Here is a 25,459-nt window from a genome sequence, read left to right on the forward strand (position 1 = left end):
ATGTCGCCGTACGGCTACACAAGGCTCAGGCTTGGGCTGCTTCACGTGAGACTCGCCGCTCTCCGATGTCATTTCGGGAATCAGTTGCACCGTGATTCCCGAAATAACATCAAGCGGGGTATGATGCTAAAACGGGAATCACCGGCGCCAGGGGGTCGTCCCATGCGAGTGCTCATCGACGACCCGAGTGACCTCGGGCGGCTCATCCGTCGCATCCGAGAACAGCACGGGTGGTCGCAACGCCGACTCGCCACAGCTCTCGGGGTCGGCCAGCGCTATGTCCACGAACTCGAAACTGGGCGCGCCAAGAGGTTCGACACTCACTACCTGCAGGTGCTCGCCGCGCTGGGCGTTCGACTGGTCGCCGAGGCCGACGATCCTGACGCTGCGGCATCCGACTCATGATCGACACCCTGCCCGTTCGGCTCTACGACACGAACATCGGAACGCTCGAGCGTACGACCCGAGGCGGGGCAGTTCTGCGCTGGTCGCGCGAGGCGATCGATCGGTGGGGTGAGAATTCCCGCGTTCTCAGCGCCGGCCTGCGCGTCGGAGTTGACGACGAGCAAACCTCCGAAGCGTTCTTCGGGGGGCTGCTTCCCGAAGGCGAGCACATCGCCCGGCTCGCGCTCGCTCAACGACCGGGAGGCGCGGCTCGCTCACCGAACGAGAGAGGCCTCGCGAACGCGGTTGGCGTATGCCACTGCGGCATCAAGCGCCGGGATCATCTCCGCCACCGCCCGGGCGTAGTGCGCACGACGCCGAGACAGCTCAGGGTCGAACACGTCATCGACCGTCGGGTCTCCGGGCGGATCCGTCGTGCCCCGAACCTCGCGCACAAGGTCGGTCGCGGCGCGGACCCGCGCACTCGGGTCCTCGCCCGCACGATCCACCGCACGCTGGAGGGCGTTGTCATCAACCAGGGCTGAGAGCCTGGCGAACTCGCGGATCGTGAATGCGCGACCCAAGGCGCTGAGATCCATCCGCACGCACGCGCTGCGGTGGATGCGGGACGCGCCGAGAATGAGGTCGGCCTGCTCGACCATCTCGCGTGTCAGAAGCTGCGGGCGATGAGACTCGGCATCCGTCATCGACAGACCCAGCGACGTCGCGGCATCGCGAGCCCGTCGCGTCATCCCGTCGCCGGGCGCTGGATGCGTGCCTGCGCTGCGCACCGTGATCAAACCATCCGCGAACTTATCGCGCAGGTACAGCTCGGCAAGCGGCGAACGAATCATGTTCGCCGTGCACACGACAAGGACCTCGACCATTGATCCCCAGATCTCTGTGGCCACCACTTCGGGTGTCGATGCCCCGTCCCCATGTGCACCGACAGGTACAACCATAGGGGGTGAAATGTGAACGGATGGTTTCGTGCCGCGCTGTCAGCGGGTGGAGACAAAGGTGTCGCCCGCCCAGACCCAGGGCACGCCCTCGCCGTCGAGGGTGACGGCGACCGGGGCATCCGTCGGAATGCTCGGGATGCAGGTCGCAGCTCCCGGCTCCGCCACCAGCATCCCGTCGCAGGATGCCGCATCCGCCCGGGCCGTCGTGACCTGGCCGTCGCCGGACACGGTCAGCGCCAGAACCCCGGCCTGGCCGAGGGGCGACCAGGTGGCGGCATCCGTCGACTGGGAGGCATCCGATCCGCAGATGACTGCCGTCGTGCCGTCGCCGGCGCGCACCCCCGTCGGCGCCCCGCAGGGGGCGTCGAGGGTGCCGGCGGGGGTCACGACGGCTAGCGGATTCGCGGGATCAATGTAGGTCGACGAGGCGAGGATGTCGCCGTTGGGCTCCCAGAACTGCCCGTCGGTGAAGGTACGCATGCCCTGCAGCGTGCAATCCGCGCCCATGAGCGCGACCATCTGGCCCTGATCCGCCGCATACGGCGACAGCGAAAGGATCTGCCCGATCCCGAGGTAGCGGGGCGTGACATCCGACCAGGTCTGCCCGGCATCGGTCGAGCGCTCCAGCAGCGGCTCGATCGACCCGCACTGCCCGGCCGTCGCGCGCCACCACACGCCCTCGGATGTCGCGAGGAATCGCTGGGCCGGACCCGCTGCCGCCGCCACGGTCACGGTCGGCGTCGGGGTAGGCGTCGCGGTCGGAGTCTCGACGCCCATCGTCGGCGTGACGCGTGGCGCCTCGGTCGGGGGAGGTGTCTGCGTGCGCGTGATCGCCAGCCAGCTGAGGCCCCCGACGGCGAGGATCAGCACCGCGACGATCACGATCGACACCCACGTGGGCACAGAGCCTCGGGAGCGTCTTGACGTGCTCGAGCGGTAGGCCACGGCGGTCCTCGCGTGTCGGCTGGTGTGCGGCGGGCGGAACAGCATCCGCTCGCTCTAGCGATGCGGATAGAAGCATGTGGTTCTGGCGCCGAACCGGCGAGGAATTCCCCCGGCAGGTACCCTGGCGCCTATGACGGAGTCTAGCGCGGCGACAGTACGTTCACCGGAACCAGGGTCGTCGAGGCGCTCGGACTCGACCGCGGAACCCGGATCCTCGCGGCGATCCGCCTCCTCTCGGGGGTCGGATTCGTCGCGGGGATCGAGGCGGAGCGAGCGGGCTGCACACTCGTGGCGGTCGGGCGGGTCGACAGTCGCTCGCTGGGACTGGGAACTTGTCGGATGGGCAGTGCTGTTGCTCGGCGCCGGCATCTTGCTCTCGACCCTCGCCGACCGGCTCCTGGGCGGCACCCTTGGTTCCGCGCTCTCGCTTGCCGCGCTGTGGGGCGGGATGCTCGCCGCGATCATCCTCGCCTTCGCGCGCTCCCGGCCCCGGATGCTGCTGCGCTTCCATCCGTTCGACCTGATCTACGGCATCGTGCTCGGGGTCATTCTGCGCTTCGCGCAGGGCTTTCTCGAGATCGCCGGCACCGGCACCGCCGCGTGGCCGACAGCAGGGACGATCGATGGGTCGCTCCCGGCATCCTTCTGGTTCGACGGCGTGCTCGCGCCGGTCGTGATCGCGCCGCTTCTCGAAGAGTTCTTCTTCCGCGCCGTGCTGCTCGTGGCGATCTTCACGGCGGTCAGACGGATGACGAACTCGCGTTCGTGGGCAGGGTTCGCCGCTATCGCGGTAACGACCGTGCTCTTCATCGGCCTGCACCTGGTTTTCGACACCTATACCTGGTGGTCGGTGGCGACCCTCGGGCTCGTGGGGATCGTGTGTGCCGGCCTGGTCGTCGCAACAGCGCGCATCTGGGGCGCCGTGCTCACCCACATGGTCTTCAACGGCGTCGCCGTCGCGATGCTCGTTGTCGGCACCGTCGGCGCCTAGGCGGTCGGGGGGAGTGAGACCAGGCCGAGCCGCGTCGCTTCGGCGATGGCCTCGTGGCGCGAGGAGACTCCCATCCGCCGGTAGAGCGAGCGCACCTGCGACTTGATCGTGTTGACCGACACGTGCAGTCGTGCCGCGATCTGAGCGAGCGAGTCGGGGTTCGCCAGAGCCGTCAAGACCTCCTGCTCGCGCGGGGTGAGGATGACGGCAGGGGGCGGGGCTGGGACAGCCGAGTGCGCGAGATGTGGGGGAAGATCAAGCGGAACCTCGTCGCGCACAGTCGCCGGCACCACGGCGAACGGGCGCCACAACCCCTCATCACGGGCAAGTGCCGCCGCGGCGCCGGAGATTCGATCCTCGGCCGGAAGGCCCGCGCGCTGGAGCGCGAGGGATGTCAGCAGCAGCGCCTCGAGGCGCACCGACGGCCCGATTCCGCGGCGCTGCGCGAGCGACCGGGCGGCGTGGACCGCCACCAGCGGGTCGGCGCGAGTGATGAGGGCGCGCACGGCGCCGAGGGCGCACAGCGCCGGGAGGGAGGCCGGGTCGCGCACCGGCATCGTCGGCGGCATCCCGAGCATTTCACCAGCCTTCTCGCGCAGGAACGTCGCAACGCACAGCCCGAGCGAGCCAGCCGGTAGCTGGCGGTTCTCGGTCTCGGCGTCGACCAGATCCATCACGCTCGCGGGGTTGCCGGTCGCCAGACGCCACCGGCCCTCGGCCAGAACCACGAGCGGCCAGAACTCGAAGAGAACGTCGCGGTCAAGGCTCGCCAACACCTGCGGTGCGGACTCGTCCATCCGCTCGACGGCGATCAGCGCCCGCGCCAGCCGGGTGCGCGCACGGATGCGATCGGCGTAGGCGTTGTTCGGTTGACGCTCGGCCTCGGCACGCGCGAGCGCCGCTTCGGCATCCCGCAGCCTGCCCTCCATCGCCAGAACGCACGCCTGTTTGATCAGTGCGTCGCGACGGATGCCGAGCTCGGCATCGCCGTCGGTGGCGGCGAGCGCCGCCCGGTAGTCGGCGAGCGCCGCGGCGGTGTCGCCAGCGAGCAACTCCGTCGTTCCGAGCTGGGAGTACGCGGCGGCGAGGAACTGCGGAAGGTGGGCGGGCTCGAGCGCCGACTCGGCCTCGATGTGCTGGCGCAGTCGCTGCGCGACATCCCGGGCCTCGTCCAACTCGCCGCGCAGTCGGTGCGCGATCATCCGTTGCGCGACACGCCAGCCCTGATCGGTCGGTGCGTCCAGGTGCGACCCCGGCGCGGCATCCATCGGGCGGGTCGCCAGCAGTCGGATGCGCGCGGGGCTGTCGAGCACGGGCAGCGCGAACCGCTTGGCCAACAGGAGTGCCGGTGGTGCGGCATCCTCGGGCACCGGTACAAGCAGCCGACGCAGTTCGGCCGGTCGGTCCAGGAACAGCGGCCAGAGGCCGGCGCTGAGCAGCCGGACCGCGGTGGCCGCGTCGTCACGCTGCCACGCGGCATCCACCTGCTCGATCAACGTCGACAGCACCTCGGCAGAGGTTGATGGCGTGGCTTCCGGCTGTGGTGTCGGCATGAACATGCGGTTCCTTCCCGTCACCACCACAGATGCAGGGAAGGAGAATTCGTGACGCGAACCCGGGAAAGTCGTTGCAGCAGAGGCTGGAGGAGTGGTTCGGTCGCGCCGTGATGCGGGTGTGACGTGACGGATGCCGCAGGATGGCGCGACTGACGTGTGTTGGGCGACGCTACCCAGCGGCGAAGGTGACGAACGACGCGACTCCGTGGCGACCGGTGACCGGATCGATATAGCGGATGCCGATCGTGACCGTCGTGTCTGACTCGGGCAGCGTGAACTCCTGGGTGAAAGAGCCTGACGCATCCAGCACCATCGGTGTCGGGCGGCAGGGCGAGGGGTCTGGCAGCTTGATGCGCTGCACGGACGCCGCCGGGGTTCCCGTGATCGACAGCAGGAAACCGGACCGGGAGACGACCTCGCCCTCGCTCGGTGAGATGAACGCCGGTGGCGCGTCCACTGAGACTGTCACACCGGTCGACAGGGGAGAGATACGCCCGTCGATCGACTGACGGGCGGTGAGGGTGTGATCGCCGGCCGGGAGGTACTCCGACGCGTCGGTGGCGCAGGTGCCGCCCGACAGGTCGGTCACTTCCCACGCACCGGCGTCGTCGGCGACGGTTGTCGCTCGCACCGTGTCGGTTTCGTCGAGGATCTCGACTGTCGCGCCCGGTTCGGCGTTCACGCCAGAGAGCTCGGGATACACCCGTGTGCCCGCACTTGCGTCGACGACGACCTCGGGTGCCGGCAGCGCTGGCACCGTCGGCGTGGGTGACGGGGTGGGGCTCGGGGTCGGCGCGCTCGGGGTCGGGCTGGGCGTCGGCGCGGGCGTGGGAGCGGCCGGGCGCGTCGGTGTGGGCGCGGGGTCGCCGGCGGCCGGCGCCGGTGCGGAAGACCGGTCGGGTCGGGGAGCCGGTTGCGGACTCTCCGAACCCGGAACCGGGGTCGTCGCCCTCTCGTCGGGCCCGGGGTCAGCGACGGTCTCGACGTCGCTCGGGGAGGCCGGCTGCGCAGCCGGAGGGTTCGCGGCGCCCGCACCACCGGCAATCGTGCCGACTGCTGCCCACACTCCTGCGCCCAGAGCCACGGCCGCCACCGTCGCGGCTGCCACGACACCGAGCTGGGCCGACCGGGAAAGCCGTGACCGTGGAGGTCGGAGCCCCGGGGTCGTCGCGCCGGCCGCGACAGTCGCGGCTCCTGCAGCAGCACTGGACTGCAGCCATGCCGCGTAGGTGGCGGCAGCAGGAACCCCCACGACGACCGGCAGCAACGCGAGGGCGAGCCTCGTCGAAACCTGTTGGGCCTCGCTCCAGGCCAGAGCGCACTTCGCGCACGTCGCGATGTGCGCCTCAGCGGTGCGGGAATCCCGGGCGCTCAGGGCTCCGCGGGTGTGTGCGCCGAGCATCGACAGCACCCCGCGGCACTCGTCGTTGTCGGCTGCCAGCAGCTGACCGTTGACCCAGGCATCGCGAAAGCCGCGTCGGGCCCGGATGACCAGAGCCGACGCCGCGTTGGCGGCAAGGCCCAGCAGCGGTGCGAACTGGCGAGGCTTCAACCCCTCGACATCGCTGTACCAGAGAGCTTCCTGCCAGCGCGTCGGAAGAGAGCGGAAGGCAGACACGGTGACGCCTGCTTCCAGAGCGGCCTCGACCGACTGCGCCGTGTCGGTGTCGGCCGACAGATCCGCGACATCCGTGCTCGTGGTCTCGGCCGCACGCGAGCCCCACTCCCGTGCGACGTTCTTGACGGCGGTCAGGAGGTAGGGGCGAAACCCCATCGTCGGGCCCCCGCCATCCTTGATGCGCGCAAAGACCCGGGTGAAGGCCTCGGACACGACGTCATCGGCATCCAGTGTCGTGAAAGCGCGCGCGACAGCGAGCGCCGCGGCGCTGTGACGAAGCCACAGTTCCGCGTACGCAGCCGTTGTGGTGCGGCGTGACAGAGCGACGAGATCGTCGTCGCTCAGGGCCGCGAGCCCGGTGCGGGGCACGATCAGCTCACCTTCCGAGAGGACACGGGTGACAGCCGTTCCCAGAGACGGCTGTCTTCTAGAGTGGGTGGCAGAACCGCTTCGCGCAACCATGCGGTCTCTGTGAAGAGGCGAACATGGCGGCTCAGCTCCGCGAATTCCGTCGCAGGCAGGCCCGCGCAGTCGAAGACAATGACGTGCGGGAGCGCGGTATCGGGAGCCTCGCCAGAGCAGCCCGACCGTACCGGAACGCCGGGCGAGACGAGCAACATCCGGGCGGGAAGGGCTCTGGTCCACGACGCGCGACGCGGCGATGCGCAGGTCACCGCGGCGGTACCACGCTCCCACCGCCACACACGTGAGCCATCAGCCAGCTCGAGCCATCGTCCCCAGAGGCGCGCCTCGGAGAGCCGTGCAATTCCGGCGCGTGGCCGGGTAACGAACAAGCGCCAGCGTCGCGCCCGAAACCGGAACGGCCGCCACGGCCCTTCCGACGCTGCGGAGTCAGAAGGGCCGTGACGGGGGACAGCTGGGGACGTGTTCACACCCCTACAGATGCCGTGTGCTGCATTTCATGACGCGATTTCTCATACGCCGGTCTGCCGACGTGATGCGGCCAAGAACCCGCCACCGGCGATCAGCAGGAGCAGTGTCGCCATGATCAGCCACCAGGGTAGGGATCCACCGGTGCCCGCCAGCGGGTCAGCGGCCACCGGGTTGGTGGTGGATGCCGTGAGGCTCGATCCGGGCAGCTGCTCGGTCGGGGTCGTCACGGTGACGGTGTTCGTCACCTCCGGGTAGGCGGCGTTCCCGACCTTCACCACGAGCGTGATCGATGCCGTCTCGCCGACACCGAGCGGACCGGTCACCGTGCAGGTGACGGTTTGGCCGGATGCGTCGCAGCTCGCACTCGCGCTCGTGGCCGACACGAAGGTCAACCCGCGCGGCAGCACGTCAGTGACCACGATCGGACCGGGATCCTCTGTGGGGCCGTCGTTGGTCACCGCGATCACATACGTGCCCTTCGAGCCGACCTGTAGTCCGCCCAGCGCCGTCTTGGTGACCACCAGGGTCGACTGGGGCGGCACCGTGACGGTGTCATCACTCGTGTTGTCGGTCGGGTCGGTCTCGGGCTGATCGGCCGAGACGACACCGACGTTGATGACCTCGTCGTAGGCCGCAGCCGTCACAGTGACCGTGAGCGACAGCGTCGGGGCATCTGTGGCCGGGGCGAGATCGCCGGTCAGTGTCGCTGTGACGGTGGTCGTGCCATCCGGGGCTACCGGGTCGGCCACGACAGTCCACGCGGGGTCGCTACCTGCGGCATCCACATACACCAGGCCTGCCGGGATCGTGTCGACCACGGTCACCCCCGTCGCGGTGGAGGGGCCGTCGTTGTGCACGGCCAGGTCGAACGGCAGGTTGTCGCCGATGCGGACATCGCTGGCGTCGTGGGTCTTCACGATCGACAGGTTGACCGCCTGGCTGACCTCCAGATCCGCGGTGTCGGTGTTGGAGTGCGGGTCCGGCGCCGGCTCGGGGGTGCCCGAGCTCACCGTCGCGCTGTTGGTCAGCACCGTCGTGCCGGTGATCGGGTCGACAGGGATCGACGGGTCAAGCTGCACGATCAGCGTCACATCCGGCGCGTCAGCCCCCGCCGCGAGCCCGGTGCCCGAGGGCAAACGGGTGAGCGTGACGGTCTGGGTGCCGCTGACCGGATCCACCGGATCGGCCACGGCCGACCAGTCGGTGCCGTCGACCAGGCTGACGAAGGTGATGCCTTCGGGCAGCGTGTCGACGATCGTCACGGGCGCCACCGCGTTCGACGGCCCGTAGTTGTGTACCTCGAGGAGGTACCGCGCCTCGTCGCCCGCGATCGCGGTGGTGACGGGGTCACCCGCCTCATCGACAGCGGTCTTCACGATGCCGAGATCCGCGAGAGTCTCGACTGTGATCGTCGCGTCGTCGGAGTTGTCGGACGTGCTCGTCTCGGGCGTCGAGGTTGCCACCGTCGCGGTGTTGGTCAGGTCGGTTCCCGTCAGAACGGATGCCGACAATGCCGCGGTCACCGAGATCGTGGTCGTACCCACGGGCAGGTCGGCGATCTCGCAGGCCGCCGGGGTCACCGTGACATCGCAGGTCCAGCCGCTGCCCGACATCGCCGTGACGGTCATCCCCACCGGGGTTGCGTCGGTAACCACGACATCGCGCGCCACCGACGGACCCTCGTTCTCGATGGTGAGCGTGTAGCCCACGTCCGTGCCGGCGATGTAGGGCCCGGCGTCCGGCGTCTTGGTGATCACGAGGTTGGTGAGCGTGTCGAGGGTCGTGGGATCCTCGGCGTGGTTGTTGCTCGGGTTGTCGTCGTCGGGGCCGTCGACATCTGCCTCGTTGGTGTACGAGCCGGCGGCGAGGTCTGAATCCGTCGTCGCCGAGAAGACGATGACGATCGTCGCGCCGTTCGCGAGGCTCGAGGAGGAGTCTCCCACCGTCCAGGTGAGGGTCTGACCCGCCACGACCGGTTCGGTCGCCGTCGCCGCGCCGCCGGCGACGCTGACCGTGGCGCTACCGGTCTGGTAACCGAATCCAGATGGCAGGGTGTCGGTGATCTCGATCGGGCCCGACGAGGCGGACGGGCCGTTGTTGGTGACGGTGACCGTGTACTCCAGCGGGTCGCCCGCGTGCACCGTGCCGGTGTGCGTCTTCGCGATCGAGAGGTCAGCCGAACGCTCCGAGTCGGAGGTGGAATCGGTGTCGTCCGGGTCGTTTGTCGCGTTGTCGGCGTGCGCGATGACCGTGTTCTCGATCGTCGCGCCGGTCTCGACCGCCGCATCCAGCAGCAGGGTCACGCGGAAGGATGCCGACCCGCCGGCTGCCAGATCCCCGGTCAGGGCGAAGGTCTGGTCATCGCCGGGTCCGGAGGTGCTGGTGGTGCGAGTCCATGTGCCGGTCACCGAGGTGAGCGACTGGTACGTGAAGTAGTCGGCCACCTCGTCGTCCACCGTGACGGTGCGCGCGTCGGCGGTGCCGGTGTTGGTCACCTCGACGAGGTAGGTCACCGGCTCGCCCGGCACCACCGGGTTCGCCGCCGTCGCGGGAACCCACGCCGAGCCGTCGAAGATCACGCGGGTCTTGTTGATCCCCAGCGTCGTGTCGATCCCGGGGGTCACCGTTTCGGTGTTCTCGTTGTTCGACGGATCCGGATCTGTCGTCTCGCCCGGAGTCACCGTGCCGGTGTTGGAGATCCCGGTGCTGGCCGGCCACGACGGGTCGATCGTGCCGGTGAGGGTGAACGCGGTGACCTGGCTCGCCGTGAGGCGCTCACCGTTCGCGAGGGTGAAGGTCACCGTGTCCCCGGCGTCGAACGGACCGGGCTCCGACGCGGTCCAGCCCGCTGGCAGCGTGCCGAACGTCGTGTTCTGCATACCCGCAGGGATCGTGTCGTTCACCGTGATCGGGTTCGCCGTGCTCGAGAGCGAGTCGGAGGGGCCGTCGTTGGTGACGGTGAGGGTCCACGTCACCGATCCGCCTGCGTTCACGGGGCTGGATGCCGTCTTTTCGATAACGAGATCGGCCTCAGCAGTGACGGGAACTTCCGCGTCGTCAGTGTTGTTCGACGTGTCGGGGTCATGGGTTGCGCCCGTGACGGTCGCCGTGTTGTCGACGGGGGAGTCGGCCACATCGAAGGATGCCGCAGCCTGCGCCGTGACCGTGATCACCGGGAAGCTCGCGCCCGAGGCGAGGGTGTCGGCGCTGTCCGTGCGCGAGCAATCGAACCCGGTCGTCGACACCAGCGCGCAGTCCCAACCGGTGCCGGAGACGCCCGTCACGCTGAAGCCCGCCGGCAGCACACCGGCATCGCCCCACGTGTCGCTGACGGTGAAGGGGCCGACTGCGTCATCCGGACCGTTGTTGGTCACCGTGATCGTCCACGCTGTGCCGGCGGAGCCGCCCGCAACGAGCCCCGTGCCGGGATCTTTCTGCAGCTGCAGATCGGCGGAGTGGATGAACGCCTCAGCCGTCGCATCCGGACCCGTGTAGTCGCCATCTGCATCACCGGTGGCACCAGAGGTGTCAGTGGTCGTCGCGCTGACCGTGTTGGTGTGCGGCGGGTGGACCACCGGGGGGCCGGCCTGAGTCACGCCCGCGTCGACGAGCGCGCTGGCGCGCGGGATCGCTGTGAAGACGATCACGATCGACTGGCCCGGCTGCAGCACGGCGGAGGCAGGGCTCGCAGTTCCGAACGACCACGCCAGCTTCTGCGGATCGCCGGAGTCACCAGTGCCGGTCACGGTCGGATCAGGAGCCGGCGATACCGCGCTGCCGGCGACGGTCACGCTCGTCACGGCATCCATCTCCCAGTTCACCGGCAGTGTGTCAACCACGTCCACGGTCTGTGCCGGACCGTCACCGTTGTTTGTCGCGGTGATCGTCCAGCTGAACGGTGTGCCTGCGTAGGCCAGGTCACCCGCGGTGACGGCCTTTGTCAGGGCTACATCCGGCAGCGCCGGGTCGACGGTCGCGGTGTCATCGACATCCGTGGGGTCGTAGTCCCGGCCATCGGTCGGGAACGATTCGTAGTGGTCGACGGATGCCGTGTTGGTGAACGTGTCGGCATCATGCAGGTTCGCACTCGCCGTCAGGGTCGCCGAGTACGTGAACTGCACGGTGTTACCGGGTGCGATGTTGCTCAGCGGACCTGGCAGGTCGGCCTCGTCCCAGGTGATCGTGCCGCCGCCGAGCACGGGGTCGGCGCCGGTGAGCGCGCCGCCCCCGGTGATGGTGGTCGGATCGACAACGACGCCCGTCGGGATGTCATCGCTCACGATCATGTTGTAGGCCGGGGTCGTGCCCGAGTTGGTCACCGTGACGGTGTAGTCGAAGGTCTCACCCGGGTTCGGGGTCGCATCCGAGACGGTCTTGACGATTCCCAGAAGCGGGTTCAGTACGGTGACGGTTGCGCCGTCGTCGATCGTGGTCTTGGTCGAGGGGTCGTCGTTCGTTGTGTTCCAGGCGAACGCCGCGGTGTTGGGGAGGCTCGTGATGTTCGCCGCCACCGCGCCGCCGTCGAGCAGCACCTCGTACGTGAGGGTCAGGACCCGATCGACCGGCTGCGACAGGATGTCGTTGCCACCGCCGTCGCTGTAAGTCCAGGTGGCGGTGTTCGTGCCGGCATCCAGCGCGTAGTCCCACGTGCCGGTGACACCCGTCGACGGGCTCGCCGTCGGACCGCTGATCGTCGCATCCTGCAGCACGACTCCAGCCGGGAGGTCGTCGGAGATCACTGGGTCGTAGTAATTGATGTTGGCCTTCAGTGTCACCTGGACCTGGTACTCGACGGTCTCACCGAGCGGTTCTGAGACGCTGCTCGTGAAGGCGTCAGTCGTTCCGGCGGTGCGCACGCCCTTGGCGATCTCGGCGGTGACAGCGGTCACTGTCGCATCGTCGGTCGAGGTGCGCGTCCCACGCCGGCTCGTGACATCGCCGCCGAGGCTCGTCGGCAGGGTGTATCCGGTCTCGGTCACGGTGTTGGTGTAGCTCTCGCCACCACCGGTGGAGGGGTCGATGCTCGCCTCGTAGGTGAAGGTTGCGGTCGGGGGAATCTCGGCGACGTTCCACGTGATCGTGCCGCCGGCACCGGTCGTCACTCCCACGTCGTAGGCCGCCGGCGCCACGGATGCCGATCCGATGTCCACGATGAGGCCAGCGGGCACCGTGTCGACGATGACGTTGTCATACGAGATCGGTCGGTTCGACGTGTTGGCGACGCTGACTGTGTAGGTGATCGTGTCGCTGGTCGTGAGATCGGATGCCGGCGACGCCGACTTCGTGATCTGCGGGCTCGGCTCGATGTAGACGACCGACGCGTCGTGCTGCCCATTCCAGGTGTCGCTGGTGAACAGTGCCCGGTTGGTGAGGGTCGAGTTCGTGTTCCCCGCGTCGCCGACGTACAGGGTCAGGGTCACGGTGAACACCTGCGCGTCGTTCGAGGTGTTCGAGTACGAGGCAGGGAAGGTGAGGGCCCCCGCGCCCGACAGCGAGAAGTCGCCGGCTGTGGCGCCGGTGAGGGCCGACGCTGTCCAGGTCGGTGTTCCGTGCACGGTGTAAGGAATCGGCGTGCTGCCACGCAGCAGCGTGCCACGGTCTTTCAGGACAGCGTTCGTCACCGTCGTGTGTGCGGGGACGGAGACCGAGTAGTCGAATGTGATGAGCTCGCCCTCGACAGCCTGGTTCGATCCGTTGTTCGGGTCGAGGTTCTGTTCGCCGATACCCGTGTTCGGGCCGACCTCGGTCGACACCAGTTGCTTGTCGACGGTCGGGTCGGGTGTGAACACCGAGGAGTCATCGCGGGTGTTCGCGCCCGGCACCGTCTCGTTGACGGGCCGCGTCGTGTCATCGAGCGAGTCGGCGGGGTAGAGCGTCTGCGTGTCGCCGGTGTTGAGGTCGACGTCGTACTGCGTGATCGAGGCCGTGTTGTCGTAGTCGACGTTCACGCGCGCGTCCGCAGGAATCGTGACGTCGTAGGTGAGGGTCGCCGTGCCCGGTGCGGCGGCAACGGCAATGCCGGTCCACGCGATGATCGAGCGGCCACTGTACGAGGACTCGAGATCGGACGGGTAGCCGGGGTCACCCGGATCGAGTGCGGCGCCGCCATTGCTGATCGCCGTGACATCGCTCTTGTCGATACCGCTGGGGAGGGCGTCCCAGACCGTCAGGTCGGCGTCGAAGTCGCCGCCGGACAGGTCCACGCGGTACGTGACGACGTCGCCGGCAGCGACCTGGATGCCGTCGCGGTTGGAGTCGAAGACCGTGCCGTCGGGATTGTTCTGGCTCTGAGCTGGGAGGGTCGCGTCCCCGTCGACATCGCGCACACCCTTCAGCAAGGTCGGGCCCTGACCGAGCTGGATCTCGGACGCGTCGCGCAAGAAGAACAGATCGCCCAGCACGTTCTCCTGCTGGTACTTCATGAGGTTCTGCGGCTTGTCCAGCGCGGAACTGTCGGACGGCGTGTTCGAGGTCACCAGTCCCAGGACATGCAGCACGAGTCGGGAGTTCAGAGGGACGTAGCGGTCACCGCCAGCGCCGACGGCGCTGACCTGCCATTCCAGTCGCTGCCCGTTCTGAGAGAAGCTGTCGATCGTCACCCCGCCGCTCGTGCCGCCAGAACCGCTATAGATCGCGGAGTCGAGGTAGGAGACTCCCGCGGGCAGGAAGTCGGTCACCAGCGGGTTTCGAACGTCGATCTCATTGGCGAAGACGACCGTCAGTTCGTAGCAGACGACATCTCCGGCGTAGAAGGCGGCGTCCGCGGCATCCGTCTGGTTCTGCGCCCACGGCGCGCCGGGAGCCACATCACACGACGCCGCAGCGGTTGGCGCCACTCCGGGGGTGGGAATCACGGAGTCGCGCGGGAGCACCTGCTTGGAGATCGCCGAGAACGCCGAATCGATCATCGCCTCGGAGTCGTCCCAGACATCCTCCGTGCCGTCGGCAGGAACGCCGCTGCCGTTGGTCACGCCGGTGAGTGCTGCAATCGCGTCAGTCCATCCCGTTATCGTGACGGTGTTGCCCAGGCTGTCGCCCGACGTCGTGGGTCCGACCCACGGGTTGTCGGTGTCGTAGGTGCTGCGCATGAGAGCCGTGTAGGTGACCACGTGCTCGTCGTTCGCGGTGAGCGCTGCCGGGTCGATCAGATAGGTCACCGCGAACGTGCCGGTTGCCGAGTCATAGTCGATGGCCGTCGCGGTAGCCCCGGTGAGAGACTCTCCGCCGCTCGACCAGGGGTATGGGCAGTCAGCAGGCAGGGGATCACCGGTGAGGGCAGCCGTTGCCGGCCCCGGAAGCGCGGGACACAACCCGTTGTCGAGAGTGTCGACGAGTTCGATCGGGTCGGGATCGCTCGGGTCGCCGGCGCTCGTGTACTCGCTCGTCGCGATGTTCAGCGTGTAGGTCGCCAAGCCTCCCGTGATGAACTCACTGCCGGCACCGGTTGTAACGCTCTTGAGCACCCGCAGGTCCATCGCCTGGATCTGCTCGGTGTCGGTGTCGCTTGCCGCCGCGGGAGTGGACGGCGCGAGTGGACCCACGTACGTACCGGCAACCGTAGCGAGGTTGTCGTAGAGGATGCCGTCGCCGAAGCCCGCGCCCTGTCCCTGCCGGGTCGAGGCGCCGTTGTTGTTATTCAGGTTGGATGCCTGCTGGAGCCCGGCGGGATCAGGAGTGCCGCTCCCGGCCGTCGTGACGAAGTCCATCGTGTTCTCGAACAGCGGGACAGCGGCGACATAGCGGATGACGTACGTGCCGGCCACTCCCGGGGCGCTGAGATCAGTGGTCTGCTCCGTGCCTCCGGTGAGGTTGGGGAGGTTCCAGGTCACCTTCGTGTAGACGCCCGGGTCAAGGCCGGCGGGGATGCCGGTGTTCACCGTCTCGACGCTGGCCGGCGTCAGGCAGTCAGCGGGCGAGGCGCCCGTGATCGGGCCCGCGGTCGGGTATTCGAGGGAACCGCCGAGGCTTCCACCGCCGTCGTAGAGCAGCGGCGAGTCGGCAGTGTTGTCAACGCTTGCGCACGCCAGGAACTCAAGGCCTGCGGGGAGGAAGTCGACGAGGGTGACGCCGTTCGTGTCGCCCTGCGGTGAGTTCTCGACGGTCAGTGTGTAGACGGTCTGGTGGTCGTGCACGCCGCGCAGCAGTTCGATCTCGGGGCTCGGCTCGTGCTTGGTCAACCGCAGGGCGTGAACCGGCATGTCGGTCGAGCTGGCACCGCCCGAGGTCTCGGCTGCGCCCGCCGTGCCCCCGACACCGGTCGACCCGTCGAAGACGGGGATGAGGGCGGGGTCGGCGGAGATGTAGCCGGTGAGGGTGATGTCGGGCGCGGCGCCCACCGGGAAGAGATCTGCGTCAGGACGCACGGTCAGCGACGACGGATACGTCGCCGTCCCCGGCAGATCGGCGACGTCCTGGAATACCCACAACTGCATTCCCGCCGGTACCGTCGCAAGCGGGTCGCCGGACTGCGTCTTCGCGCTGTTGGGAAGCTGAGCGCCGCTCGGGTACACGAGAGGGCTGCCCATGCCGCCCGACGAGACGAAATCGATCCCACTCGGCAGCAGGACGGTCAGCGACGCGTTGAATCCGCCTGTCGTCGAGGTGTTCGTGATGGAAACATCGAAGGTCGCATCCTCGCCGGCGAGGATGAATGGTTTGGTATCGGCATCCCCGTATGCGCCGCCGGTCTGCACCAACCCGATCGACGTCGACGGATCGGGAAGCGCAGCAGCAGACGCTGCTGTCGTCGCGCCCCAGATACCCACACCCACGGTGCTGGCGATCAGCGCAGGTGCGAGCAGGAGCGAAACCCGGCGCATCCAGTTCCGACGCCTGCGCTCTCGGGACGCGCGGCGAGTCGCGGGAGCGGCGGATGCGGAGGGCGCAGGGGCGTTCATTACGTGACCGGCTTCTGTCAGGTCGCTCGGGTGATGAGCGAGGGAGGGCAGCACACAATGCCCGCGCAGGCGCAGGCGCGGAGACCACCAGTCCCGCTCGGGCCGCGAGCTGGCTACTCCTCAGCCCGAGTATTGAGGTGTGGGCTAGCACAAAACGGTTCTGCCGCCCGAATTCACCCGGTTCTTCACCCCTGTGCTGTGATGCTTCACACTCACTGTGCTGCCACGGACCGGCGCACGATTCCGCCGCGTCTCACACGTGGAGCCGGCCTCTGTGGCCTAGAGCAGACCGAGGCGGTGAGCCGTGAGCAGCGCCTGGACGCGGGTGGTGGCCCCGAGCTTGCGAAAGAGCGTCCGCTGCTGCGACTTCACCGTGTTCTCCGACACGAACAGGGCCTCGGCGATCTGTGCGCGTGTGAGGTCGGTGGCCAGCAGCTCCAGCACCGCGCGCTCGCGGGGCGTCAGGACCGGCGCGGGCGAGCCGCGCAATAACGTGTTGCCGAAGCCTTCAGGCCAGCCCTCGACAGTCGCGTGTGCGAATCGAGCCACAACCCCCGGAACGTACACGCGTTCGACATCGTCGAGGCCCCCTGACCGCGCGACCAGGCCGCGCAGCAGCTCGGTCGCGTCATCCGTACTGCCTTGGCTAAGAAGTGCAGCGCTCAACAACGTCACCCGAAGGAACTCGAGTTGACGCAGGGGAGAGGTCTGGGCGTGCAGGCCGATCAGTCGACGGATGGCCTCAGCCGAGTCGCCGGATCCCACCGCGACGGCTTCGCGCAGCACGCGATAGATCGCCGGGCGCTCATCGATGCCGCTGAGAAGCACACGGGCCTGCGGGACGTCGCCTCGCAGGAGTGCCGCTGTCGCATGAGCCGCCGCGAACACACTTCCGGGCACGCCCTGGCCGGGAACGAATCCCGAAGCCGCGGGCTGAAAGCGAGCCACGCTCGCCTCGGCCTCATCGAGTCGCCCGCGACGCAGATGAAGTCGGAACAGGACATCCACGCGGTAGGGCCAGAGCTCACCCAGAAGCGGCACCGGGATCCGCTCGACCTGCTCAACCGCATCATCCAGGCCGCCGTCGCCGGCGACGGCTGCCGCTGCCAGCGCGGCGTGCGCGTCGATGACGTGCTCGACCCAGCTGGAGGTGCGCGGCAGCTCCGCGGCCAGCGCGAGCTTGCGCCGCGCTGTCCGAGGATCGCCGTGAAGCGCGTGTACGAGTGCCGGCTTCACATATGCGTCACGAAGGAGCGCGGTAAGCGGAGCCGGGGGCGGCGTCCGGCGCGCGAGCGTGAACGACGCCAGTGCCTCGGCCAGGTCGCCTGTCAGCATCTGTGACAGTCCCAGTTGCACGGCCTGGAAGGTCGCCATCCCGGCTGTCTCATCGAACAGCGCATTCATCCGGGGGGACTCGGAGGCCCGTCGCATGACGTCGGCTGCGTCGCGCGCCTCGCCGCGAGCGCGGGCATCGAAGAATGACGCCGCCATCTCGCTGGGGTCAAGGTCCGTCGTTGAGTGAGCCACAACGGGCCCGTTCAGGAACAGGCGGAACGCGCGCACGGCGCTGCCAGCCGGGATCGAATCCGGCGGGATGGCACGCAGGATCTCGCGCATCTGGTCAGGAGGCACTCCGAACCACGCTTCGAGCGGGGAGCGGGTGATGATTGCGACGACCTCATCCGCGTTGCCGGCATCGTGGGCCGCGAGAAGGCGCACCCCAGTGGTGACCTCGATCTGCGGCTCCATCGCGAACCCTTCACCCCCACCGCCCGCCGGGTATCGGGCGTCACCTGCACATCTTCACGCGCATTCGGCACGAGTCTAGGACGCGGCACCCGTGTCCCCAGCGCATTGGAGAGTGCGCGTCGAACCCCCGTCAGTTCCGCCGCGTGAGCCGCTGAGACGGGTCGAGCGATGGCCGCTCGGGAAAGCGGCCATCGCTCCGGCCCGAAGGCCGCCCCCCCACGCGATCGCGAGCGTGATCTCCAGGTCGCATCGGATCGCGCTCCGCGGCAGAGATCGCTGCCGCACGAGTCGACGCTAGCCAAGCCATCGCGTCCCCGCTCATCCGTGTACTCAGGTTCACCCGTTAGATCACCCCCGCGAGGGGATGGGGGAGGGAGCGAGCGGAGGCGCCGGGGTGAAGATGGGGGCGAATTTCGCGGCGCATGCCTTCCGCATCGATACGCGGATGCTTACGCTCGCCGCGGGACTCCCAGATCCCCCGGCGACGGGCCGTACCTTCCCCGAGAGACGGTCCGTCGCCCGGACCCGTCGGCCGATCACCACCGCGCGAAAGGCATCCCCGACATGACGAATCTGCGCTTGGCTCTCGCGTTCGCCATCCTGCTTCTTCTGGGCACGTGTCTCCTGCTGGTAGGAGCTATCGTGCGCGGCACCATCGCCGCTCCGCTCGCCCTCTTCTGACGGCCCGTATCCTAGAAGGGCGTCGCCACGCCCTTCTACCCCCGCGGCGATGCCGGGGTCGATTCGATGGGTCTTACCGGAGTTCCGCGTCTTCCAGGCGCACTTCTCGATCGCCCACGTCTCGAAGCCGTTCTCGAGGAAGACCACGCCCTGGCTGTCCTGTGTGCACCAGCAGGCATGGGAAAGACCGTCGCGATGGCCCAGTGGGCAGCGCGGACGCCACGCCGCGGACTCTGGCTCCGCGTGGCGGACGGCGGCGGCTCACCGACAGTCTTCGCCGGCCACCTCGCCCTGGCCCTTCACGACTACGGCCTCCTCGACCCCGGGAACCCGCTGTCGGCAGGTCCTGCCGCCTTCCAGTTCGTCGCCGACCCCTGGGACACCCTCCGCCGGGGCCTTGCTCGCCTCGGCGAGATAGCGCTCGCCATCGACGAGAGCGAGTATCTCGAGCCCGACACGATCAGTGGCGTCATCCGGCTTCTCAGCGACCTGCCGTCGCTGTCGGTGCGTACCAGTACTCGCGCGACGAACGGCTTCGCCGAGCCCGCGCTCACCCTCGCGCTCGACGTCATCGTGTTGCGCGATGACGCACTCGCCCTCACGCGCGGTGAGACGGCGGCTCTTCTCAACACCGGTGAGCACACCCCGGTTGTCGGGGACGTCCTCGACCACGGTGGCGCCCCCGGGCTCGCCCGATTGCTGACCTTCGACGAGAGCGCGACGGGAGGGCGCGGTGGAGACCGCACCCTCCGGGAGATCGACTCGTCTCGGGTGTCGGAGATCGTCGAGTCGTTCCTGCGCATCCGGCGACCGTCGTGGGATACGCGGTTCACCGGCTTCCTCGAAGCAATCTGCCTGGCTGATGCCGTCGATGTCGAGCTCGCCGTCCGTCTCACCGGACAAGCCGACGCGGCAGCACTCCTTGACCGTGCCGAGCGGGAAGGGCTCGGGCAGTGGCGTGGCCGCGGGGGTCAGGGCCCACGGCGGGATGCCGTCGCCGTCTTCGAACCGTCACCGTTCGCGCAGCGGGCGCTGTCGGCATCCGCTCGGCGTAACCTGCCGGCGCGCAGGCTTCGGGAACTCAACATTCTGGTCGCGCAGTGGGAACTCGACTCCGGACAGCCGTTCTCGGCGTTGCGCCGCGCCGTGGAGTACCGCGACTGGCCGCTCGCGACCGACACTGTGCGCCGCTACTGGAACGAGCTCTTGCCGTACGGATTGCGGGTCACTGAGCTGTTTCGGGGAGTGCCCCTCACCGTCCTCGGGCGCCTCCCGCTCGTCACGACGCTGCTCGCGATCATCGCCAACGCCCGGCCCGATCACCGATTGCGAGCGATCGAGTACTTCCTCCTTGCCGCGTACGGCTCGCGCCAGCGCTCGGCGACCCGCGATCCCGCAGACCGCGTCCTGCTGCGCGCCATCGAGTCTGCTGCGCAACGGGTTTCGGGACGGGATGGCGCCAAGGCTGCCCGGGAGGCGTTCGACACCCTCGGCGACCTCAGCACCGATGACAGGCTCCGACTGGGGCGAAACGAGCCCAGCGTCTGGAACCAGATCGGCACGAGTCTGCTCTATACCGGTGACATTCCCCGGGCGATCGTCTGCTTCCGCCAGTCGGTAGCCGTCAGCGACGCCGGCGGGTATCGCGCCGGGCTTCAGGGGCTCGCGCTGCTCGCGGGAACACACGCGCTGGACGGCGAGATCGTGCAGGCGCGCGCGATCGCCGCTCGCGCCGAGGAACGGGAGTGGCCGGAGCGCTGGAAAACGGGTTACCCGGGCAGCTTCCTGCAACTGGCCCACGCCGTGATAGCCCTCGAAGACGGAGACCTTGCGGCCGCGACGGCGCACCTGCACGTCCTCGACGACCACCGCGAAACGATCGAGCACTGGGCGCCGCTGCTGCACATCGACGTGCTCATCGAACTGCGTCGCCACCGGCCCGATATCGCCCGGGAGCGGATCCGGAGTGTCGTGAGCGCCCAGCGAGCCCGGCGCGCCGTCTCGCCGTTCACCAGCGCCCGATTGCGGCACACCAGTGCGCTGGCAGCCCTGGCAGCCGGAGATCTCGCTGCTGCCGAACGCGTCCTCGGCCGCAGCGAGGATGCACGCACCGCCGTCAGCCGTGCCCGCATCGCCCTCGCCGCAGGTGACGCCGAACGCGCGTTGCGACTCCTCAACGGTGCGGCGGCCGGGCAGGCATCCGCTCGCGCACGCGCCGAGCACCTCGCGCTGACCGCAGCATCCATCGCCGTTCTCGGCAACGATGACGCCCACACGCGAACGGCGATCGAGCGTGCGGATGCCGCGCTCGCCGAAAGTGGGCAGATGCTTGCTCTCGCGCTGGTACCCGATGCGGCCCTCGCCGCGCTCGCCGCGAGCGCTGGCCGGCTGAACCAGCCTGACTTTGTCCAGCGCGTGGCGCGTGCCCGTGACTGGGCGATGATCGGGTCGCCCGGCGCCGCGCCTCGGCTCACCGCACGCGAGCACGCGGTCGCCCTCGAACTCGGCCGCCACGACGGTGTGGCTCAGATCGCCGCAGCGCTCACCGTGTCGCCAAACACCGTCAAGTCGCAACTGCGCGCGCTCTATCGCAAACTCGGTGTGAGCAATCGCGCCGATGCGCTACGAGCGCTCGCCGCGTGGGGGCTCGTGCGGCCCGGCGTCGACACCGACCCCGACGACGGGCTCGCTCACGGGCCGCAGGAAGGGTAGGACCGCCAAGCCCGCGAGACTCACCACTGCTGCGCCCACGCACAGGGTCGTGAAGTTGTCGGCGGCGCCCGACATTGGATCCGGACCGCCGAGGGTGAGCAGCCATGCTGCGACGCTCGGGACCATGATCTGGGGCAGCGTATCGGCGATGTTCAAGGCGCCGAGGTATCGGCCGCCGGCACCGACGGGGATGCGACGGAGCGCTGTCGCAAGATTCACCGCCAGGAACACACCCATGGAGATTCCACCCAGAACAGCGCTGACCACCAATGTCGGTGCGCTCGCGGCACCAGCCCGAACGAGTGCCGCGCCAGCCAGGAGGAGCGCGGAGCCTGCGAGCAGGATGCGGGGATCGATCCGGTCAGCCACCCACCCGATGACGAGGGCGGCGATGACGATCGCCCCGCCACCGGCGAGCGTCGATAGGGAGGTGAGCGCCGTGGCGGCACCCGCTGTTCCCGTGATGCGGTCTGCCACCAGGTAGAGCATGAACGAGCTCACCAGACCGAACGCCACCGACTGGATGAATCGGCCCACCCAGACCGGTGCGAAGCGGCGGATCGAAGCGGCGCCACCAGCATCGGCATCCGGGGTCTGCGTTGCCCCCGCCCGTGCCGGGGCCGCACGCGGTGGAAGTACCGCCGCCGCCACGACGGCGACGGCGACAGCCAGCACAGACATGGATATCGTCACCGTGGCGACGTGATCGGGGAGCACACTGGACAGGAGCAGGGGTGGGACGGTGCCCAGAAACGCAGCAGCCGAGAAAGCTCCCGAGGCTCGCCCACGTTCGGCATCCGGAACGGCGTCAGCGAGCAGACCTGCCGCCGCTGCCAGGAGCGCGTTGTACGAGATCTGCACCAGCACCCACGCGGTGAGCAGGAGCCCGATCGACGGTGCGATCAGCAGCAGGCCCATCGACGCAAGCCCGAAGACGGAGCCGCCGATGATCCACGGATGCCGCGAGCCGAGCCGCGAACGCGTGCGGTCAGAGAGCGCCCCGAAGAGAGGATTGGCGATCGTCGCCGCCACGGCGCCGAGGGTCACAGCCAGGGCAAGGATGCCGGTTCGCTCTGTCGGGGGAGCGAGCAGATCGACCGCCAGTGGCAGACCGGTGATGGCTGGCGCCGTCATGGCCCCGATCCCGACGAGGTTCAGGGCCGCCGGAACCAGTGCCCCCCGTCCGAGTCGAGCACGGGAGCGGTCGGGCATGAGCATCAGGCTAATCTCTCCCGGGGTTCCGGTGTCGATGGGGCGCCGGGCGCGACCGGGATGCTATGTCGCAACGGTGCACCGTTTGGCGCACACGCCGGCGCCGCCGCCACGCCTGCGGCGTGTCGCGGTCGGGGTGCGCCGTTGCGACAGGGCTGGTACCACGGGCACGGCGCGGATGGTTCGCGCGCAGCATCCGGATGCCGTAAGCTATCCCTTTGGTGCTTGCCTCACTGCGGCAGACACCTGCGAACGTGAGCCCTCCACTGGCGTGTTCGGCGGCCTTCGGCCTCGGAACCACCCCGGAGCGGGATTCACGAACTCCTCCGTTCGAACCAGAAAGCAGCACTATCGTGACGCGCACATTCACCCCCAAGGCTGGCGAAATCCAGCGCGAATGGCTCGTGATCGACGCCACCGACGTCGTTCTCGGCCGCCTCGCCTCCCACGCTGCAGCGCTCCTGCGCGGCAAGCACAAGGCGACTTTCGCACCGCACGTTGACAGCGGCGACCACGTCATCATCATCAACGCTGACAAGGTCGCCCTCACCGGCCAGAAGCTCCAGAAGAAGATGGCTTACCGCCACTCCGGCTACCCGGGTGGGCTCAAGGCCGTCGCGTACAGCGAGCTGCTCGAGAAGAACCCCGTCCGCGCCGTCGAGAAGGCCATTCGCGGCATGCTCCCCAAGAACAGCCTGGGTCGCCAGCAGCTGTCCAAGCTGAAGGTGTACGTCGGTGCCGAGCACCCGCACGCCGCTCAGCAGCCCAAGACATACACGCTCGACCAGGTCGCCCAGTAAGCGCCGGACAGACCCAGAAGGACATACTCGTGGCGAACGACACCACCGCAACCGAGCCCACCAGCTACACAACCGAATCCGCCGTCGACGTCGAGGCTGTCGAGGCCGCGCGCCCCGTGCTCAACGTTCCCGGCGCGGCAGTGGGCCGCCGCAAGGAAGCCATCGCGCGCGTGCGCCTGGTTCCCGGTACCGGCACCATCACCGTCAACGGCCGTGCGTTCGAGAACTACTTCCCGAACAAGCTGCACCAGCAGCTCGTGACCGACCCCTTCACGCTGTTGAACCTCACCGGCGCCTACGACGTCATCGCCCGCATCCAGGGCGGTGGCCCGTCGGGCCAGGCCGGTGCGCTGCGCCTGGGCATCGCCCGTGCGCTCAACGAGATCGACGCCGAGAACAACCGCCCGGCCCTCAAGAAGGCCGGCTTCCTCTCGCGCGACGCTCGCGTGAAAGAGCGCAAGAAGGCTGGTCTCAAGAAGGCGCGTAAGGCTCCGCAGTACTCGAAGCGTTAATCGCTTCCCAACCGCGAACCATGCCGCTTTTCGGCACGGACGGCGTACGAGGGCTTGCCAACGGCATCCTCACCGCCGATCTCGCTTTGTCCCTGGCCCAGGCGACAGCTGTCGTCCTGGGCCAGGGCCGTACCGCTGATGCCCGCCGTGCTGCGGGCAAGCGCCTCACCGCGGTCGTCGCCCGTGACCCACGCGTGTCGGGGGAGTTCCTCGTTGCCGCTGTGTCGGCTGGACTTGCCTCGTCGGGCGTCGACGTCCTGGATGCCGGCGTCTTGCCCACCCCCGCCCTGGCCTACCTCGTCGGCGACCACGACGCCGATTTCGGGGTCATGGTCTCGGCATCCCACAACCCAGCACCCGACAACGGCATCAAGATCTTCGCTCGCGGCGGTGTGAAGCTGCCCGACGTCGTCGAGGCGCGCATCGAAGCCGCCATGAGCGGTGACAAGCTGCAGCCGACCGGCGCCGGCGTCGGCCGGATCTCCCGGTTCTCGGATGCCGAGGACCGCTACGTCCTGCACCTGCTCCAGTCGCTGCCGCATCGGCTCGAGGGTCTGCATGTCGTGCTCGATTGCGCGCACGGCGCGGCATCCGCCGTCTCGCCGCAGACGTTCGCGGATGCCGGGGCTCGGGTCACCGTCATCGGCGCCGATCCCGACGGCTTGAACATCAACGACGGTGTCGGTTCGACGCACCTCGATCAGCTTGCGGCGGCTGTCGTCGCGCACGGTGCCGACCTCGGCATCGCGCACGACGGCGACGCCGACCGGTGCCTTGCCGTGGATGCAGCCGGGCGCGTGATCGACGGCGACCAGATCATGGCGATCCTCGCCGTGGCTTTGCAGGAGCGCGGCGAGCTCGTCGACGACACCCTCGTCGCGACAGTCATGAGCAACCTCGGTCTTCACCGCGCGATGGCCGATCACGGCATCCGTGTCGAGCAGACAGCCGTCGGCGACCGGTATGTGTTGGAGCGCATGACCGAGGGCGGGTTCGCCCTCGGCGGCGAGCAGTCGGGCCACGTCATCATGTCGCGGTTCGCCACCACCGGCGACGGCCTGCTCACGGGGCTTCACATCATGGCGGAGATGGCCCGGACCGGGCGCTCTCTGGCCGACCTCGCCTCGATCATGACCGTGTACCCGCAGGTGCTGGTGAACGTGACGGGCGTCGACCGGTCGCTGGTTGCGACCGACGAGGTCGTGCAGGATGCGGTGTCCCAGGCATCCGCTGCTCTGGGGCAGTCGGGCCGCGTTCTGCTGCGCCCCTCCGGAACCGAGCCCCTCGTGCGCGTCATGGTCGAGGCGGCCGACGCCGAGACGGCCCACGCTCACGCCGAGGCCCTCGCCGGCGTGGTGCGCGAACGGCTCACTCTTTCTGCCTGAGCAGTCGTAGCAGGCGCATAGGCTTTACCGTCGGGCGCCATAGCTCGGACCGTCACTCTCGATCCATCGATCTGCACGGACATCTACCCGAGCCTCGACGCGATCACCGATTCGACGACGGCGATCTCGACCACACAGCTTGCGATTCCAGAGTCCGTCGC

At 68.5% G+C, this 25,459-nt stretch carries 13 protein-coding genes and 1 pseudogene; 7 read left to right on the forward strand and 7 right to left on the reverse strand.

The annotated features are described in order from the left end of the window. The first annotated feature begins 162 nt into the window (after positions 1-162). Both BGO47_RS06720 and BGO47_RS15115 read left to right on the forward strand, forming a co-directional pair. Positions 163-405, forward strand: coding sequence for a helix-turn-helix transcriptional regulator (locus BGO47_RS06720; protein WP_292709793.1), 243 nt, complete (start codon positions 163-165; stop codon positions 403-405). Beyond that, positions 402-632: pseudogene (locus tag BGO47_RS15115) on the forward strand (HipA N-terminal domain-containing protein); the annotation flags it as partial. The gene BGO47_RS06720 and the pseudogene BGO47_RS15115, both read left to right, overlap by 4 nt. A gap of 27 nt (positions 633-659) precedes the next feature. Here the strand turns inward: BGO47_RS15115 and BGO47_RS06725 are convergent. Both BGO47_RS06725 and BGO47_RS06730 read right to left on the reverse strand, forming a co-directional pair. After that, positions 660-1,298: a low molecular weight phosphatase family protein gene (locus tag BGO47_RS06725; protein WP_292709795.1), complete on the reverse strand. Its 639-nt coding sequence runs from the start codon at positions 1,296-1,298 to the stop codon at positions 660-662. An 87-nt stretch (positions 1,299-1,385) separates the two neighbouring features. Next, positions 1,386-2,249 carry a hypothetical protein gene (locus tag BGO47_RS06730; RefSeq protein ID WP_292709797.1) on the reverse strand — a complete coding sequence of 288 codons (864 nt, stop codon included), beginning with the start codon at positions 2,247-2,249 and terminating at the stop codon, positions 1,386-1,388. A 388-nt stretch (positions 2,250-2,637) separates the two neighbouring features. Between BGO47_RS06730 and BGO47_RS06735 the strand changes: the two genes are divergently transcribed. Next, on the forward strand, positions 2,638-3,282 hold the full coding sequence (locus BGO47_RS06735) for a CPBP family intramembrane glutamic endopeptidase (RefSeq protein WP_292709799.1): 645 nt from the start codon (positions 2,638-2,640) through the stop codon (positions 3,280-3,282). On the opposite strand, the gene BGO47_RS06740 is transcribed toward BGO47_RS06735, so the two are convergent. The 4 genes from BGO47_RS06740 to BGO47_RS06755 all read right to left on the reverse strand — a co-directional run bounded on the left by BGO47_RS06740 (position 3,279) and on the right by BGO47_RS06755 (position 17,996). Beyond that, on the reverse strand, positions 3,279-4,835 hold the full coding sequence (locus BGO47_RS06740) for a LuxR C-terminal-related transcriptional regulator (protein ID WP_292709801.1): 1,557 nt from the start codon (positions 4,833-4,835) through the stop codon (positions 3,279-3,281). The genes BGO47_RS06735 and BGO47_RS06740 overlap by 4 nt on opposite strands. A 172-nt stretch (positions 4,836-5,007) precedes the next feature. Then, positions 5,008-6,825: a sigma-70 family RNA polymerase sigma factor gene (locus tag BGO47_RS06745; RefSeq protein ID WP_292709802.1), complete on the reverse strand. Its 1,818-nt coding sequence runs from the start codon at positions 6,823-6,825 to the stop codon at positions 5,008-5,010. A gap of 566 nt (positions 6,826-7,391) precedes the next feature. Next, the gene (locus BGO47_RS06750) at positions 7,392-16,169 is read right to left on the reverse strand and encodes an isopeptide-forming domain-containing fimbrial protein (protein WP_292709803.1); all 8,778 of its coding nucleotides are present in this window, start codon (positions 16,167-16,169) and stop codon (positions 7,392-7,394) included. A 357-nt stretch (positions 16,170-16,526) separates the two neighbouring features. Next, a complete protein-coding gene (locus tag BGO47_RS06755; protein ID WP_292709805.1) occupies positions 16,527-17,996 on the reverse strand; it encodes a helix-turn-helix transcriptional regulator in 1,470 nt (489 codons plus the stop codon). Positions 17,997-18,743: 747 nt separating this feature from the next. Here BGO47_RS06755 and BGO47_RS06760 point away from each other — a divergent pair. Further along, entirely contained in the window at positions 18,744-21,389 is a 2,646-nt protein-coding gene (locus tag BGO47_RS06760) for a LuxR C-terminal-related transcriptional regulator (protein ID WP_292709807.1), read from the forward strand. Here BGO47_RS06760 and BGO47_RS06765 read toward each other — a convergent pair. Next, entirely contained in the window at positions 21,300-22,601 is a 1,302-nt protein-coding gene (locus tag BGO47_RS06765; RefSeq protein WP_292709809.1) for an MFS transporter, read from the reverse strand. The genes BGO47_RS06760 and BGO47_RS06765 overlap by 90 nt on opposite strands. Before the next feature lie 353 nt (positions 22,602-22,954). On the opposite strand from BGO47_RS06765, the gene rplM reads away from it, so the two are divergent. Genes rplM through glmM form a run of 3 tightly spaced genes read left to right on the forward strand, consistent with a single transcriptional unit; the run spans position 22,955 to position 25,298 of the window. Further along, positions 22,955-23,401, forward strand: coding sequence for a 50S ribosomal protein L13 (gene rplM, locus BGO47_RS06770; RefSeq protein WP_292709811.1), 447 nt, complete (start codon positions 22,955-22,957; stop codon positions 23,399-23,401). 29 nt (positions 23,402-23,430) lie between these two features. Next, positions 23,431-23,913 (forward strand): 30S ribosomal protein S9, encoded by a 483-nt coding sequence (gene rpsI, locus BGO47_RS06775; protein WP_292709813.1) that lies wholly within the window; start codon positions 23,431-23,433, stop codon positions 23,911-23,913. Positions 23,914-23,933: 20 nt separating this feature from the next. Then, complete coding sequence (glmM, locus tag BGO47_RS06780) at positions 23,934-25,298, forward strand: phosphoglucosamine mutase (protein ID WP_292709815.1); 1,365 nt, start codon at positions 23,934-23,936, stop codon at positions 25,296-25,298. Positions 25,299-25,459 lie beyond the last annotated feature (161 nt).

Origin of the sequence: Microbacterium sp. 67-17, from assembly GCF_001898325.1 — a bacterium.
GTDB classification, from domain to species: Bacteria; Actinomycetota; Actinomycetes; order Actinomycetales; family Microbacteriaceae; genus Microbacterium; species Microbacterium schleiferi.